The sequence below is a fragment of the Haloferax sp. ATB1 genome (assembly GCF_000730175.1).
In genome coordinates this window covers 15,644-29,943 of sequence record NZ_JPES01000055.1, presented here as the reverse complement: position 1 = coordinate 29,943, position 14,300 = coordinate 15,644, and the positions used below count along the sequence as shown (strand labels likewise).

At 53.2% G+C, this 14,300-nt stretch carries 10 protein-coding genes and 2 pseudogenes; 5 read left to right on the top strand and 7 right to left on the bottom strand.

Annotation, left to right across the window (positions count from 1 at the left end):
* The 5 genes and pseudogenes from ATB1_RS09175 to ATB1_RS09155 form a co-directional block, all read right to left on the bottom strand.
* Window positions 1-952: pseudogene (locus ATB1_RS09175) on the bottom strand (hypothetical protein); the annotation flags it as partial.
* Between the two features lie 3 nt (window positions 953-955).
* The gene (locus tag ATB1_RS20630; RefSeq protein WP_082256363.1) at window positions 956-1,798 is read right to left on the bottom strand and encodes a hypothetical protein; all 843 of its coding nucleotides are present in this window, start codon (window positions 1,796-1,798) and stop codon (window positions 956-958) included.
* Complete coding sequence (locus ATB1_RS09165) at window positions 1,795-3,531, bottom strand: hypothetical protein (protein ID WP_042663435.1); 1,737 nt, start codon at window positions 3,529-3,531, stop codon at window positions 1,795-1,797. Before ATB1_RS09165 ends, ATB1_RS20630 begins: the two co-directional genes overlap by 4 nt.
* 29 nt (window positions 3,532-3,560) lie before the next feature.
* Complete coding sequence (locus ATB1_RS09160; RefSeq protein WP_042663434.1) at window positions 3,561-3,974, bottom strand: hypothetical protein; 414 nt, start codon at window positions 3,972-3,974, stop codon at window positions 3,561-3,563.
* A 4-nt stretch (window positions 3,975-3,978) separates the two neighbouring features.
* Window positions 3,979-4,227: a hypothetical protein gene (locus ATB1_RS09155; protein ID WP_008094372.1), complete on the bottom strand. Its 249-nt coding sequence runs from the start codon at window positions 4,225-4,227 to the stop codon at window positions 3,979-3,981.
* A gap of 196 nt (window positions 4,228-4,423) precedes the next feature.
* Here ATB1_RS09155 and ATB1_RS09150 point away from each other — a divergent pair, with 196 nt between their 5' ends.
* On the top strand, window positions 4,424-5,299 hold the full coding sequence (locus tag ATB1_RS09150) for a hypothetical protein (RefSeq protein WP_042663433.1): 876 nt from the start codon (window positions 4,424-4,426) through the stop codon (window positions 5,297-5,299).
* 283 nt (window positions 5,300-5,582) lie between these two features.
* A complete protein-coding gene (locus ATB1_RS09145; RefSeq protein WP_042663432.1) occupies window positions 5,583-5,906 on the top strand; it encodes a hypothetical protein in 324 nt (107 codons plus the stop codon).
* A gap of 277 nt (window positions 5,907-6,183) precedes the next feature.
* Here the strand turns inward: ATB1_RS09145 and ATB1_RS09140 are convergent, their stop codons facing one another.
* Window positions 6,184-7,461: a Cdc6/Cdc18 family protein gene (locus ATB1_RS09140; protein ID WP_042663431.1), complete on the bottom strand. Its 1,278-nt coding sequence runs from the start codon at window positions 7,459-7,461 to the stop codon at window positions 6,184-6,186.
* A gap of 1,083 nt (window positions 7,462-8,544) precedes the next feature.
* Here ATB1_RS09140 and ATB1_RS23185 point away from each other — a divergent pair.
* Both ATB1_RS23185 and ATB1_RS09135 read left to right on the top strand, forming a co-directional pair.
* Window positions 8,545-8,776 (top strand): annotated as a pseudogene (locus ATB1_RS23185) (hypothetical protein).
* A 655-nt stretch (window positions 8,777-9,431) separates the two neighbouring features.
* On the top strand, window positions 9,432-10,688 hold the full coding sequence (locus ATB1_RS09135; RefSeq protein ID WP_042663438.1) for a Cdc6/Cdc18 family protein: 1,257 nt from the start codon (window positions 9,432-9,434) through the stop codon (window positions 10,686-10,688).
* Between the two features lie 1,128 nt (window positions 10,689-11,816).
* On the opposite strand, the gene melA is transcribed toward ATB1_RS09135, so the two are convergent.
* Window positions 11,817-13,169: an alpha-galactosidase gene (gene melA / locus ATB1_RS09130; protein ID WP_042663430.1), complete on the bottom strand. Its 1,353-nt coding sequence runs from the start codon at window positions 13,167-13,169 to the stop codon at window positions 11,817-11,819.
* Window positions 13,170-13,510: 341 nt separating this feature from the next.
* Between melA and ATB1_RS09125 the strand changes: the two genes are divergently transcribed.
* A complete protein-coding gene (locus tag ATB1_RS09125) occupies window positions 13,511-14,296 on the top strand; it encodes an IclR family transcriptional regulator (protein ID WP_042663429.1) in 786 nt (261 codons plus the stop codon).
* Window positions 14,297-14,300: the final 4 nt, after the last annotated feature.

Genomic DNA, 14,300 nt, shown 5'->3' with positions numbered 1-14,300 from the left:
GCGGCTTTCGGGCCCCACCGGGCGGCCGTCGTCGCGACGCCAGCACCACCGACATACGCACCGGCTGCGACGCCGCCGATGAGTGCAGCACCTCGCGTTGCACCACCAATCACCTTCGCGGTGAGCGGCGTCGCGTACGTGAACGTCTTCCAGGTCACATAGAGTGTGACGAGTGGGAGAGATACTGAGATAGATAGCTGAGAAATGCTGAATCGGGTGTTAGTGACGCACCGACGTATAAGAGATCGTATCCTTTGAATATGATTGCAGCTGGAAGCGGGAGAACAACCAACGGGACGAAGCGTTTAGCAAATCCCATTGCGACATCTGAGACAACCGGGATGTTTCCATAGGCAAGAGCGAATGCAATCGGCATCCCATACAGATAGACGAAGAGTAGAATCCTCCGGATGTAGAACAACGCTTCCAAGGCCCACATAGAGACACCACCCAGAAACGCGAATAGCAGGCCCAAGCTCGGATTGGTGATGGAGCCTCCTAGAAAACGTAGCATCGCTTTGGATACTGAAGAGACATCCGGAAGTAGAGCGATGGTGAATCCATCAATGAGGAATAGTGAGAGGGTACTAATCCAGTACCAAGAGACAATCAAGACTGCACCAGCCCAGGCAGTCTTCTTGGTTTTTCGTGCTTCGTACGCACTACCGATATTGAATATTCGGATCGTATGACGACCTTGAACGCTCATTATGAGCAATAAGAGTGCAATGAGCGTTATTTCGCCACCAATGAGTCCATCGTGAATCGCTGGCCAAGGCGTATTGGTTGGGTCACCGAAGATGAACACACCATCGGTCTGAGGCGTCGGGGTTCCAAACATGCCCTCAGACAACGTTCGGTATCCAGACCGTAAACCGTCCATGAACGAAGAGATAATCCACTCAACGATGTCTTTGAACCCTTCTAGTACGACATCGATTAAGTCAACCATTGGTCAGGCCTCCGTGATAGTGACCTCACACTCACTCATACTGCTGGACCCAGAGTACGTCACATCGAACGATTTCGAGACCTGGTCTGCATCAACTCGGGTCTCAATAATGGTTCTAAATTGTCCAGAGTTCCCCTCAGAGGAACAACCCATGCCTTTCTCTGATTCTGAACCGAATGGGAATGAGTTACTGAACAGGTCAACTGTCTCTCCCGGTGCGACAACGACTTGTTCAGTTTCGTACATTCCGCTTCCACGAGGATTCGAAATAGGGTTCGGAACGTCTTCAGCAAAGACCAATTCAACAACTGCATCAGGACCAGTTCCACGGTTCTCCACTGTGACTACTGCTTCACCGTTTTTGAGACGGTCTGTCTCAGTATCTCCATAGACCTCATCCCACGGCTTGTCCGGAACATTACGAAACAGTCCAACGTCCTGAATCTCGATCTGGGGGCTAATCTCAAGAGTACCCTTAGCAACCGTCTCCTCACCATCCAACGCGACGACACGGTACTCACCGGGCTCGTAGGCAGTTCCGATTTTAAACGAAACCTGTCGTGCACCAGCGGCAAGCCCACGTTTCCCGAACAGTTCCCCATTCGGCTGAATGAGGTTCACCTGCTCAACGGGCGCGTCAGCATCAACCTCAACAACAATGGCTTGCTCCTCGACAGCGATGCGTGAAAGCGGGCCAGCACGCTCAGTCGCCGCCGACGTCTGGTCAGATGTCGTTGTTCCGGAGCCGCGACTACCATCAAGGCAGCCAGCAACGCTGGCGAGGGCGGCCCCGCCGAGTGTTCGGAGGACGGTACGTCTATCAGTTGGTGAATCAGTCGGAATCATTGGTTTCGGTGATCACTATCTGTCGGTCCAAACATGCGGAGGAGTCGACGACCGGCGTAGAACGTCACGACGAACGGAATCGCCTGCCAACCGACTTCGAACACGAACGCAACCCAACCGTCGAGAGTTCCGAGCGGGTGCCAGCGAACGGAGGCCGTATCGCCCACATATGCTGGGTCATGGCCAAGCCACGTACCGGGGTGGTAGCGGGCGGTGTAGATCCCCGGCTCGTCGAGCGTGACGATCGCGATGCCACTCTCGTTGGTCTCAACGTGCTGGTCACCCACCGTGATGTAGCCGCTGTGTGACGACCCACCGATCGGATACTGTCGGTCGCTTCCATTCGACGCGATTGGCGCACCGGTCCGATTATCGCGTAATTCGACTCGGAGCGTCGCGTTCGACGTCGTCTGTGAAACGAGCTCGACAGAGAGGTTACTCTCGCGAAGCTGCCGCGCCGACCCGACTTGAGGATCGACAATCGTGGCGTTCACCCCGCGAACGATTCCCCCTACCCGAAGCGCCTCCCGGTCGACAGTCTCTGCACGGACCGCTAGCCCGTATGTCGGCGTGTACGACTCGTTGACGACCTCGACGGTTACGTTCTCGCCGATCGTCCGGCGAGGTGACGCCCGGTCAGTCCCCCACGTGTCGATGATATCCGGGCCATCACGAACGGGCTCTGCTCGCGGCCCGATCTGTGAGGGATACGCGTGAACTCGCACGGGAATCGCATCCGACTGTGCCGTGGTCGTCGACGCGCCGGTCGACGTAACGAGAGTGTCCCAGTCTGTGTTGCGAGCGGTGTAGAACCGCCAGACGCCACGCACGCGTGAGGTCCCCTCGTCGGTGAGCGTATAGCCTTGCCACGGCCGGGATTGGAAAACCGCGACGCCAGTATCGCCGTTCGGATACTGCGCGTAGTAGGGGTACGCCGCGAGGTCGTAAATCTCGGTGTCAAGTGTGTCTGAGACGGTTCGTGTCTCGGTCCGGTAGTTGACTGTCGTCTCGGACTGGCCACCAACCGTTGTTTCGATGGTCTCCTTGAGGCGAACGGAGATGGTCGCTTCGAGCGTGAGGTTTGCACCCCACGAGTGCGTTGTCTGATACTGCAGCGTTGGCGTGTGAGTACCGCTCGCAGTTGCGACTGGGATACCGTTGATTTTCAGACGGGTGTTCTCAATCTCGTGAGAGACGAGTGCCCAGTCGACGGTTTGATTGCCCGTTTCGTTCCCGGAGGGAACGCGAACGCGGTAATCAACGAGCCCGCGAACCGTCCCGTTGGGCGCGATATAGAGCGGTGTCTCACCTGCGTCGAGATGGCCACGCGTCGAGGGTGTGACCGCAAAAATCGTCGCATGCGCATCGTCGATGAACGTCCCATCTTCGAGTGACGCGTGGGGTGGGTAGGTCGACGTGTCGGGCCCGCCGGCCTCAAGGTCAGCGAAGTCGTTGCGCGTCCACGTCGCGGCTGTTGCCGGCGGGCGCGTGAACGTGATGTCAGTCCCGTTGGCGAGTTGGTGGAGTGCCGTTCGGTCGTCGCCGTACTGCTGCTGGTAGGCCTGTTGGCTGACGTAGCGGTCGCTATCGCGAGACCAGAGCGTCGCCGACTCGTTTTCCGTGAGGCCGTTTGTCTCAGTCCCTGGTCTCGGGGGCTGTGCCGCCGCAAGGCCGATAATGGAACTCGACACGAGCAACGCGGCTACCAGTACGGAGGGCACTCGATGCTCCATGGGAGGGTAAAGGTGGATTAGTGGGGCGCTTACCAGGGAGTGAGGTTCACGCAGTCGCCGAGTGGGAGGTCCATGATCGACGCCACGACGGTGTACAGCGGGCCGAGTACCGCCAAGATGAGGGCGGATTTGAGTGCCGCACGCTTGTGGACTTTGAGTCGCTTTTTCTGTTCGGGGCTGGCGGTGAAGATCTCAGCGAGGGAGTCGGCCTGCCAGATGACTGCCAACCCAATGAAGCCAATCGTCGTCGTAATCTGGAAGAATCCCTCGATCATCCCTGGCAGCTTCTCAGCGCTGCAGACTACGCTGTCTTGTGCGGCAACTGGCTGGACGGCAGCGATCGTGAACAGGACGCTTCCGATCGCGACGTGTCGGAGGATGGATCGGGAGGGCCGTTGCTGACCGGCGGATCGAGCGTCAGTAGGGGAGTGTGAGTCAGACATGGGGTCACTCGGTGTGGTCGTACACGAGCGCTTGGAGGTCGGCGTAGCGACTCGTCATGGTTGCAATCTCATCGAGCGAGTAGCCCAATTCACGCGCTTCGCTGAGTTGTGCGCGGAGTTTGTGCGGCTCAACGTCGCGAAGTTGCATCTCGTCGCGGAGGGCTTGCCGATAGAGGGCCGATGCGTTGAGATGGTCGTTCCACCTGAGGAACAACTCATCGATGTCTTCGACGGTGACTGAGCGGGAGATCATGTGTTCGGTATCGTTCCACACCGATTGTCTTGCGGTGCGTACATGTCAATCAGATTGATGGAATATTATATATTTACTGGCCGATATGAAGTGTGATGACATGCCAAACTAGGTACTAAATGATCATCTATATCCAAGACCGGTGTAGAATTCTCGTAGTCACTATATGTACTGATGAAAGAGTACAGTATACCAGATGGGCCACGTCTACTACCACCATCCCGGTGACAAGCAGTTCTCTCTTGACTTCGTGCATCCAGACCCTACTGAAGTCGTCTCGCATATCGTCAACTACGACGACGACGTCGCTGTGAAGGTTCAGAAGTGCGAGATTGACGAAGCGTTCTACGTCGTCTACACGTCCCGTGTCGATGGTGGCCCTGTTCGTGAGATCGACTTCGATCTCAAAGCGTCACTCGCGAAGATGAGCGAGGACAACAGCACCATCGTCGTTCGGCTGCTCGAGATCTACCGCGCCCTCATCGCTCAGAACGAGAAAGAAGAAGGCGTTCCTGTCGAAGCATACAAGCAAATCGATGTCGACGCGCTGCCGGGCGTGCTTGATCGGACGTCCTGGGAGGGCTCAGCAACAGCCGTTGCAGGTCGGCTTGCCTCGAACTTGATTCTGAAACACACACTTCCGAACGCCAACCATCGGATGGCTGTCGCACTAATCCAGTTCTACCTCCGGCGCCTGAATCCGGACTTCTCGATGCCGGAAACGTCCATAGAAATCGACCCAGAATCGTATGACTGGCGGGAGTGGGTGAACGATTACATCAACGAATCGAAGCGGCTGTTGACCGTTCGGCGGAAGAACGTCCTCTTCAAGCACCTGTACCGCTTCGGCGCGAGAACGCTTGAGCGGAAACACGCGGTCGAAATCGACTTGACCGCATACGAGCTGGATATGTACCCGAGTGAGGCGAAGGTCGTCTACGCGGAGCAGCATGAAGAGCTCTGGATCGAGTTCGTCGAGGAGGCTGTCGAACGCGCAGGCTATCCAGAGCTGAAGGAAACGCCAGGGCTATCGAAAGCAGAATTCGCTGAAAAGATTCGGAACCTCGACTAAGCGGCTCTGTTAGTCTTGGAGCGTGGCGACTGTTCGGCCCGTTTCCTCGGCCTCTTCACTGCGCGACATATTGTACGTCGCGAGCGCTTCGTCAACCGCCTCATCAAGACTCATTGGTCAACCTAGTCTTGACCCTTCCAGCGTATAAACGCTTGCATGGCTAAAACGCCTCTACCCGGCGGAGAGAAGTCGATCGAAGGAGTGGTCTGGAAGTCTGATTATAAACTTAACCAACAGTATCTTCGGTGAGCGCTTCGTGTTGGTTAATACGAGGCAGCAACCGATGTCCGACGAACCACCGACGCCGCCGATGAACCTCCCTACAGAGATCATCAATGCTCTCAATGAATCATCACCGAACCGTCTTCGAGACGTTGCCCGCTATGCCGAAGAGTTGGCCGAACACAAGGAGCGCGAGGCTCGTCTCGAGGAAGAGCCACCGGAAGGGAAACTCGAAGAACGGTCGGACGATCTTCCAGACGATGTCCCCACGAAGGCGACGATTACGATCAAGGAGATCAACGATAATCGCTACTACTACTGGCAGTGGCGAGAAGGTGACAAAATCAAATCCAAATATAAAGGCCCAGTCAACCCCGATGAGTAGGAAGGATTTCCATGGGCTCGAAAGACACCACACCCCGTGTACGAAGTGAATTTTCTGATTACCCGTGGACCCCGTGTGAGAGATGAACCGAATGACAAGTTGAGAGGGGACACACCCCGTGTACAAGATGAATAATCAAAGACCTCAACTGTTCCTTAAGCGCTCTCGCGCATGAATGGCGCATATTTACACTTTGCACACGGGGTGTGGGTTACCAGACTGAACAAGTCAGAACTTACACTCGTGACCAGGGGTGTGTAGTCGGGGAAAACGGAGATTACGCGAGATCTTCCAGTCGGCTATCACGGAGCACAGATTTCAGCACAATACCAGTATCCTGAACCAGTCGATGCTCAAGGTAGCTCCCTTCTCCCCGTCCACCGCCAGTTCGGGTCGATTCCACCACGCCGAGGAACGCCTGCTCCTTCAGCAGTTCATAGACGCGGTGTTCGCTCAGAACCTTCGCATCGACCGTCTCAGCAGTGTTCTGGTAGCGCTTGTAAATACGGCTTGTCGAGAATTCGTCTTCGTTCGAGCTCTCCTCGGTCAGCAGTGCAAGTGAGTAGAGAATGAACTTGACCTGAGTCGTCGACCCACGAAGTAACTCCTCGAATCGGTCGACCTCTGCCCATTCTTGAGCATCGCGAACGTGCTCTGCGACGACCTGGTCAGCGTTCTCTCGCTCAGCGAGTTCGCCCGCGTGTCGGAGAATCTCGATTGCCTTTCTGGCGTCGCCATGTTCCTGTGCTGCAAGCGCCGCAGTTAGGGGGATGACGTCGTCAGAGAGAACGTCGTCATGGAACGCGTCGCGGCGGTGCTTCATTATCCCACGGAGTTGATTCGCGTCGTAGGGCTGGAAGACGAACTCTTCTTCACGAAGGCTTGACTTGACGCGCTCGTTCAACTGGTCCCGATACTCGATTTTGTTACTCACCGCGATAACGCCCAGGTGACAATCGGCTTTCCCAGATTCACGGGCTCGTGAGAGCTGCATCAGAATATCATCGTCGTTCAGGCGGTCAACCTCATCGAGAATGATGACAACTGCATCGTAGGCGAGATTCAGTATCTCCCAGAGGTAGTCGTAATATTCCCCACTGCCAATCCCTGCTCGTGGGACGTCGAAGTCAGTTTTGTCGGTCTTGTTGAGCTCCCGTGTCACTGTTCGGGCAACACGGGTCTGAGTATTGTGCTGTGCACAGTCGACGTAGACAGTCCCGACCGAAACCCCATTTGACTCTGCGGCTCGACGGGCACGTTCTGTGACATGGCGAGCAACCAGCGACTTGCCCGTCCCTGTCTTGCCGTAGATCATGACGTTGTTAGGCGGGTCATTTTGAACGATCGGCCTGAGTTCAGCAGCGATGTCCTTGATTTCCGTATCCCGGCCGACAATTCGGGCACTTTCCGGGACGTGACCAACCTTCAGGAGTTCCTTGCGAGTGAAAATGTCGACCCGGTCGGGATCGTCTCCATCGATATTGAATAGCGGATCCTCAGCCGGGTCTTCGTACCGGTCGTTGAAGTCAGAGAGTTGCGACGGGTCGTCAGCCATCGATACAAGATACCGCACAACCCGGCTACTTAATAATTCGCCCACCTCGGCAAGAGTGTAAATCGTCCCACGACTGGGATTTACTGTATAGTGTGTCCAATGTCAGTCGGGAAAAGAGACGAGGTAATCCAGAGTGAAAGACGTCCCTCCAGTGTAGGTGGTTTGGACGAAGAGACACCCCTCACCAAGAGTGTAAAATGGACACGAGCCAATATCTGACCACCCCTCGTCCCGAGTGAATTGCTTCTATTCTTCTAAGAGTCTCGAAGAGTACACCCCTAATCAAGAGTGTAACCTAAACAGAGTCAAGACAATCAAACATCGATCGGACACAAAAGACGTCTGACGCACGGCAGACACCCCTCGTCCAGAGTGAAAACAGTCTTAGGGTTCGCTACTTAGTCAAACATTGGTTCGAGACAATAGTCCCTGTTTTCAGTTGTAGTGATAAATGCAAAACACAGCTGTTGACCTGTATTCTGCACCAATCTTGAGGATGTCAAGGATTGAAGGTATCGAGGGAATTGTCACATGAAAGTTACGACGGGAAGAGACCCACCCACCCCTCGTCCAGAGTGAAACAGAATAAGAAGAGTCGGGGAACTATATGAGAATTGCATGACTGAGTCGCCTGTAAACGACACGAATCACGGGAGGAGAGGCAGAAACACTCGAATAGAGTCCCCGTGGAATCAACCAGTACTCAAATTGGTTAGATAGCTTAGTATTACCTAGGAGATTTATATCTTATTGATTCGAATAGTCCACTAGGTATTCTACACCGTGAAAAAAGACGAATTACTATTCGTCTGGATCTCGTGAAGAACTACTCATTTGCTTTCTTCTTATTCTGCCGTCGGTCTCAGTCTTAGCAACTCTCTCTGCAGTCTTGTCCGTCTTCCCTTCTCGTGAACCCCTGTTTCTTGTGGACTGCACTCCACTATTTCAATCGTTTTCACTCTGGACGAGGGGTGTGTGTTCCACAAGTTTCTCTTCCGGTTTAGGAATCTGAGTCAAACTTCTCTAACTTTAACCAACATTTTTTATCAGCGTCGGTTGTTGGTTAATACGAGGCAGCAGCCGATGTCCGACGAACCACCGACGCCGCCGACGAATCTCCCCACCGAATCGTCTTCGAAAGGTTGCCCGGTATGCCGAAGAGTTGGTCGAACACAAGGAGCGTGAGACTCGTATCGAAGAAAATCAACCGGAAGGTGAGTTCGAAGAACGGCCCGAGGACCTTCCAGATGATGTCCCCACGAAGGCGACGATTACGACCAAAAGAGATCAAAGACAATCACACTACTACTGGTAGTGGCGAGAGGGCGACAAAATCAAGTCCAAGTATAAAGGTCCAGTCAACCCCAATGAGTGACAAGAGCAACTTCCATGGCTGTAATCTGCTCGCGTTTTAGTACTGGTCTGAGCAGATAGTACCGCTCTCGTATTGTACATACCAGCCGTCATGATAGTTGGTTGAGACACCGGTGTTGCCAGTACTGCCAATAACCAGTCCACTATTGCCAGTAAAGATGGCGTAAGCATGGGAACTCCCGAGATTAAGGGCAGATTCGTTAAAGGTTGGTTCTCGGGAGACCCCCGTTGCCAGTACTGCCAGTGTTCGCCCGTTTTAAGTAATACACACACACCACTCTTGCCAGTAAAACCACTCGAACGAGTAGAAGACTACTCGTACTAGTACTAGTTAAGCGATAAATTTATATTAATAGTAGTAGAACCAAACCCGTACTAGGAAAGAATTAGTAAAGTACAACTGTAGATATAGTTCGGTAGCTCTGTTAATTACCTCATTTTGGACTTCGGTCCTCACCTACGAGAGAATACTGGCAATGGTGGAGAGAGTGTCTTTTATAAGCCACCGTGATATTGGCGGTACTGGCAACGGGGGTGTGGTTATTGGTCATACTGGCGCCCATGGTTTTATCACACATAGCAACATCGTCCAATCCATGGGCCGGTTCACTCGGGAGTCATTCATCATTCGAGACAACGACGTGTTGCGAGACGATTACCAGCCTGAGACTCTTGAGGAACGAGACGCTGAACTCGACGAATACGCGGCAGCCCTCCGGCCGGTAATTCAAGGATGGCAGCCGAACAACGTGTTTCTGTATGGGGTCACGGGTGTCGGGAAGACTGCGGCCACACACGATCTGCTCAAAGAACTTCAGGAATCAGCTGACCAGTACGACGACGTCGACGTGAATATTATCGAATTGAACTGTACTGGCTGCAACACGTCGTACCAGGTTGCGGTGAACCTCGTGAACGAGATTCGAGAGCCAAATCACCCACTAACAAATGTGTCGTCTTCACGGATGCCGATCAGTGAGACTGGCTATCAACAAAAGCGCGTGTTTCGTGAGCTCTACGCTGACTTAGAAGATATTGGGGGGACCGTGTTGGTTGTCCTCGACGAGATTGATAACATCGGATCGGACGATGATATTCTGTACGAGCTCCCGCGGGCACGTTCACAATTGGACCTAGATGTGAAGTTGGGCGTCATCGGCATCAGTAACGACTTCAAATTCCGCGATAATCTGTCTCCAAAAGTTAAAGACACACTTTGCGAAGAGGAGATTTTGTTCCCGCCATACGATGCTGGCGAACTCCAAAACATCCTCCGCGAGCGAGCAGAGATTGCGTTGTATGATGATGTGTTGGAAGATGATGTGATTCCGTTGTGTGCCGCGTTTTCAGCGCGAGACTCTGGATCGGCCCGGCAGGCACTCCGACTGTTACGGAAGGCAGTCGATATTGCGGAGTCTGAAGCGCGGGCCGGTGGGGACGCGTTTGTAACAGAGGAACATGTCCGCGAGGGGGAGTTCCAGATTCAGCGCCAGCAGGTCGTTGAAGGGATGCATTCGTTGACACAACATGGGCAGCATGTGTTGTTGACAGTGTGCCAACTGGTTGCTCGAGGAGAAACGCCCGAACGGACAAAGGCAATCTATCGTCGGTACCAGAAGGTTGCGAGGAAGAATGGGCAAGAACCGCTGAAGCGTCGGCGCGTACACGACCACCTGTCGGATCTGAACCTCCATGGTGTGTTGCAGTTGGTTGACTCGAGTGGCGGCCGAGGGAACTACAACGAGTATGATTTGGACGTGTCGTTGTCTTCGGCGTTGGATGCGCTGGAAAGCGAGTTTGGGAATTTAGAAGGCATCCGTGAACTTGCGAAAAAGAACGGGACGTTAGACTAGCCCCCTTTTCTTGCGGGGTGACCCCCGCTGCCAGTATTGCCAATAACCTGTCCACTGTTGCCAGTTTCACCTGTCGATGTCGAGTTTACTATTGTATCTGATATCTGTGAGATATTGATTAAACCACTATTGCCAGTATATTTGATCCTCTCTGTGTCTGCCGCTTTTACTGGCAATAGTGGTGTGTCTGACGAATTATTTGGTGACTGACTTGATTTGAATATTTTAGATCAATTGATAGGGTGATTGGAAAATCGTGACTTGTTGGAATTTTTGCTCGCTGATTGTTTTCTGTAGCCGTATTAACCAACAGTAGTAATGTGGCCTATCGATGTTGGTTAACTCATGACCAAGCAGTAACAAGTGGTAATCAAGGTATCGACGAGGTTACGTTGAGGGCACATACCGGAACTGTACGTTTTCGATCTATACCTGACGCAAGACCTTTTTCGTCGTCTAGGATTCCCATTCCATTGTCGGCGATTCGAGTCTTGGTGTCGTTGTCCTGACTATGTGTAAGATTCTAATGTGAGTTGAACTTCCGTAGAGTGAACTGTGTCGTGTATTTCATAACTTATACAATTACGTTGAAGATTTGGCAACAAACCCTTGGAGTTTTACCCAATTCAGTAATTGAGTTTTATGTAAATATAGTGGCGATTTAGACATTCAAGTTGCTGCATGAATGTCAATAGCCAATATAATTTCTAACTATGGCTATTCTATTAGTTGAGATTCCTAGATAGTTCTATTGGATACTGTCTCGAATAGATCATGATGTCCATAATCTTGTATATATAATACAGTTTTATCTGTGGGGATATCCAACCATCCTCCCACGACTCATGAGAGGGTAGAACATATTCGAACGCGTAGCCTCCTTCACAAAAAGGGTCACCACATCCGTTGTTCCATCGGCCTCGGCAGGCCACCCTGCAGCGGTTGACCTGTCGAAGCCAGTCAGGCAGACCGACCGACGAACTGAGATTCACATTGTCGACCGGGGTCCACTTCAACGGACTGCGTTCCGAGCCAGAACCGATGCGTGGAGATGACACGCACCACCGATCGGAATACTGTACCCAGTGGTGTACTGCCTCTGACTCACGCTGTTACGCTGTGTTTCGATTAGTCATCTGCGGGGACTGCTCTCTCCGGGTTTTGCTTACTCGGCCACTCCAGGTCCGGGATGTAATCTGCGTTTGCCTCGATGAGTTCTTCGGTCATCTCGTGTAGTTCGTCTAGTGAACAAGCGGCGCTTGACAGAGGATCGAGCTTTACTGCTTGGTGGACTTTCTCGCGGTTACCCTCTAAGGCACCTTCCACCGCCAGTTCGTAGATTGCAGAGTGCTGGCGGTCCAGAGCGGCAAGTTGTGTCGGCAACTCTCCAACCGAAGCTGGGTGAAGGCCGGTACCGTCGACGAAGACCGGAACTTCCACACAAGCGTCTGCAGGGAGGTTTTCGATGGCGTTCGATTCGTTGGACACGTTGAGGTTGAACCGGCGTTGAGTTCCCGTTTCCAACGAATGGATGAGCCGGGACGCGTATTCCTCGGAACGTTCGACACTAACCTCGTTGAGGTCGACGTCCAGTTCGGGATCGTCGCGCTCTTCGGACCGCGCAAGCCATCCCTCTAGGTACGTCGCGGTTGGCATCCGTTCGGCGAAGTTCGTCCCGGCCATCTCCTCGATAAGTGCATCGTCTGTTCGGATGTACGGGAGGTACTCACTCATATGATGGCTCGATTCCGTGGGGAACGCGCCGAAGTGCTTCATCATCTCGAAACGGACCGTGTCCTTGCGGTACGTCTCTTCGTCGTCGTAGGCCTCTTTGAGTGCCGGATAAAGACTCTCTCCGTCGTGTTCGCAGGTGAGGAACCAAGCCATGTGGTTGATGCCGGCGACCCAGTACTCGAGTTCGTCCTGTGGCGTTTCTGTGTACTCTGCTATTGCCTCGGCGGTGTGCGGGACGGAGTGACAGAGACCAACGACCTCGATGTTAGTCGCGTCAAAGACAGCCTTACAGAGGATGGCCATTGGGTTCGTATAGTTGAGTAGAAGAGCATCGGGACACAGCTCTTCCATGTCGTCCGCGAGGTCGAGGAGTGTCGGAATCGTCCGAAGGCCACGGAAGATTCCACCCGGTCCAGTCGTGTCACCGATTGCTTGCTTCACTCCGTATTTTTCCGGGATCCGGATCTCGTTTTCGAAGGGCTCAGTCCCACCAACGTTGATCATGTTGAGGACGTAGTCCGCGTCTTCAAGGGCTTCGCGTCTGTCAAGCGTCGCCGAGACAGTCGTTTCGAGTCCTTCGTTTTCAACCATCGCCTCAGCGACACGTTGCGTCTGTGTGAGTCGATGTTTGTCGATGTCCATCAACGCGATATGGCTGTCAGACAACTCGTCGAACGAGAGGATGTCGCCGATGAGTTTCTTTGCAAATACCATACTCCCAGCTCCGATTAGGGCAATCTTTGGCATTGCTACTACGTGTCTCTGGGTTTGTCATAAGTATTTCGCCGTGCCGCCCTCAGTTCTACTACAACTTATCGAGGCTTAGGGACGCGTGTGGTGTAAAGTAGCACACGTACTGTCTGAGTGTGTCCCGATGGGTCTTAGCGTGCGACCCCTACCTCGACACAACAGGTTGTGGGAACATCAATTTCATGAATCGTGAAATAGTTAATAAGTATAAATGGTGTAGAATGGTGCTCTCTTCGGGCTTTGTGGATTGATGGCGGTGAAATGCCCGTAACATCTTTCGTGACGCCATTTCACGTATCATGAAAACATCTATGTGTGATGATACCGTGAATTGAACTATGACAACCAACCGCTTTGACGTGGCCCAAGACGATGGATATCTAGCGACGACGACCGTTACGAGTTTCCGTATCATTGAGGCTCTAAAACGCCGCGACGGTGCTACAGTCCAGCAACTCGTCGAAGAGTTAGGGCTCGCCTCGGGGACCGTTTACAAACATCTCAACACGCTTCAGTCGATCCAGTATGTCGACAAAGATGGATCTGAGTACCGTCTCGGCCTGGGATTTCTTGAACTAGGTATTGCTGCCCGCACCCAGCGAAATCTCTATAACCAGACCTACGATTCACTCGAAAGCTTAGCCGAGACGACTGGAGGTGTGACGACGCTCATGGTTCCAGAACATGGGTTTGGTGTCTACCTCACCCAGATTGTCCCCTCGGGTGCGACGACTCCACCACATCAAGAGGGTGAGCGAGCACACCTCCACGCTACCGCTGGGGGAAAAGTCATTCTCGCCTACCAACCGACAGAAACTGTCGAGTCGTGGTTGGAAAACCGGACGCTTCCGTCGCTGACGCCGTTCACAATTTCGGACCCAGAGGAACTCCAGTCAGAGCTGCAGTCTGTGCGGGACAGACGGGCCGCCCATTCGCGTCGTGAGCAGTTCGAAGAGTGGCATGCGGTCGCCGCTCCGGTTACGGACGATGACGACGAAGCTATTTGTGCGGTGGGTATCAAAAAGCCGGTCGACCCTAATGCGGATACGACAGACATGTCCGAGTTCAAGAACTTACTCGGGAGTACGGTGAGTTCTATCGAGAGTAAACTACGGTTCAGATAGTCTG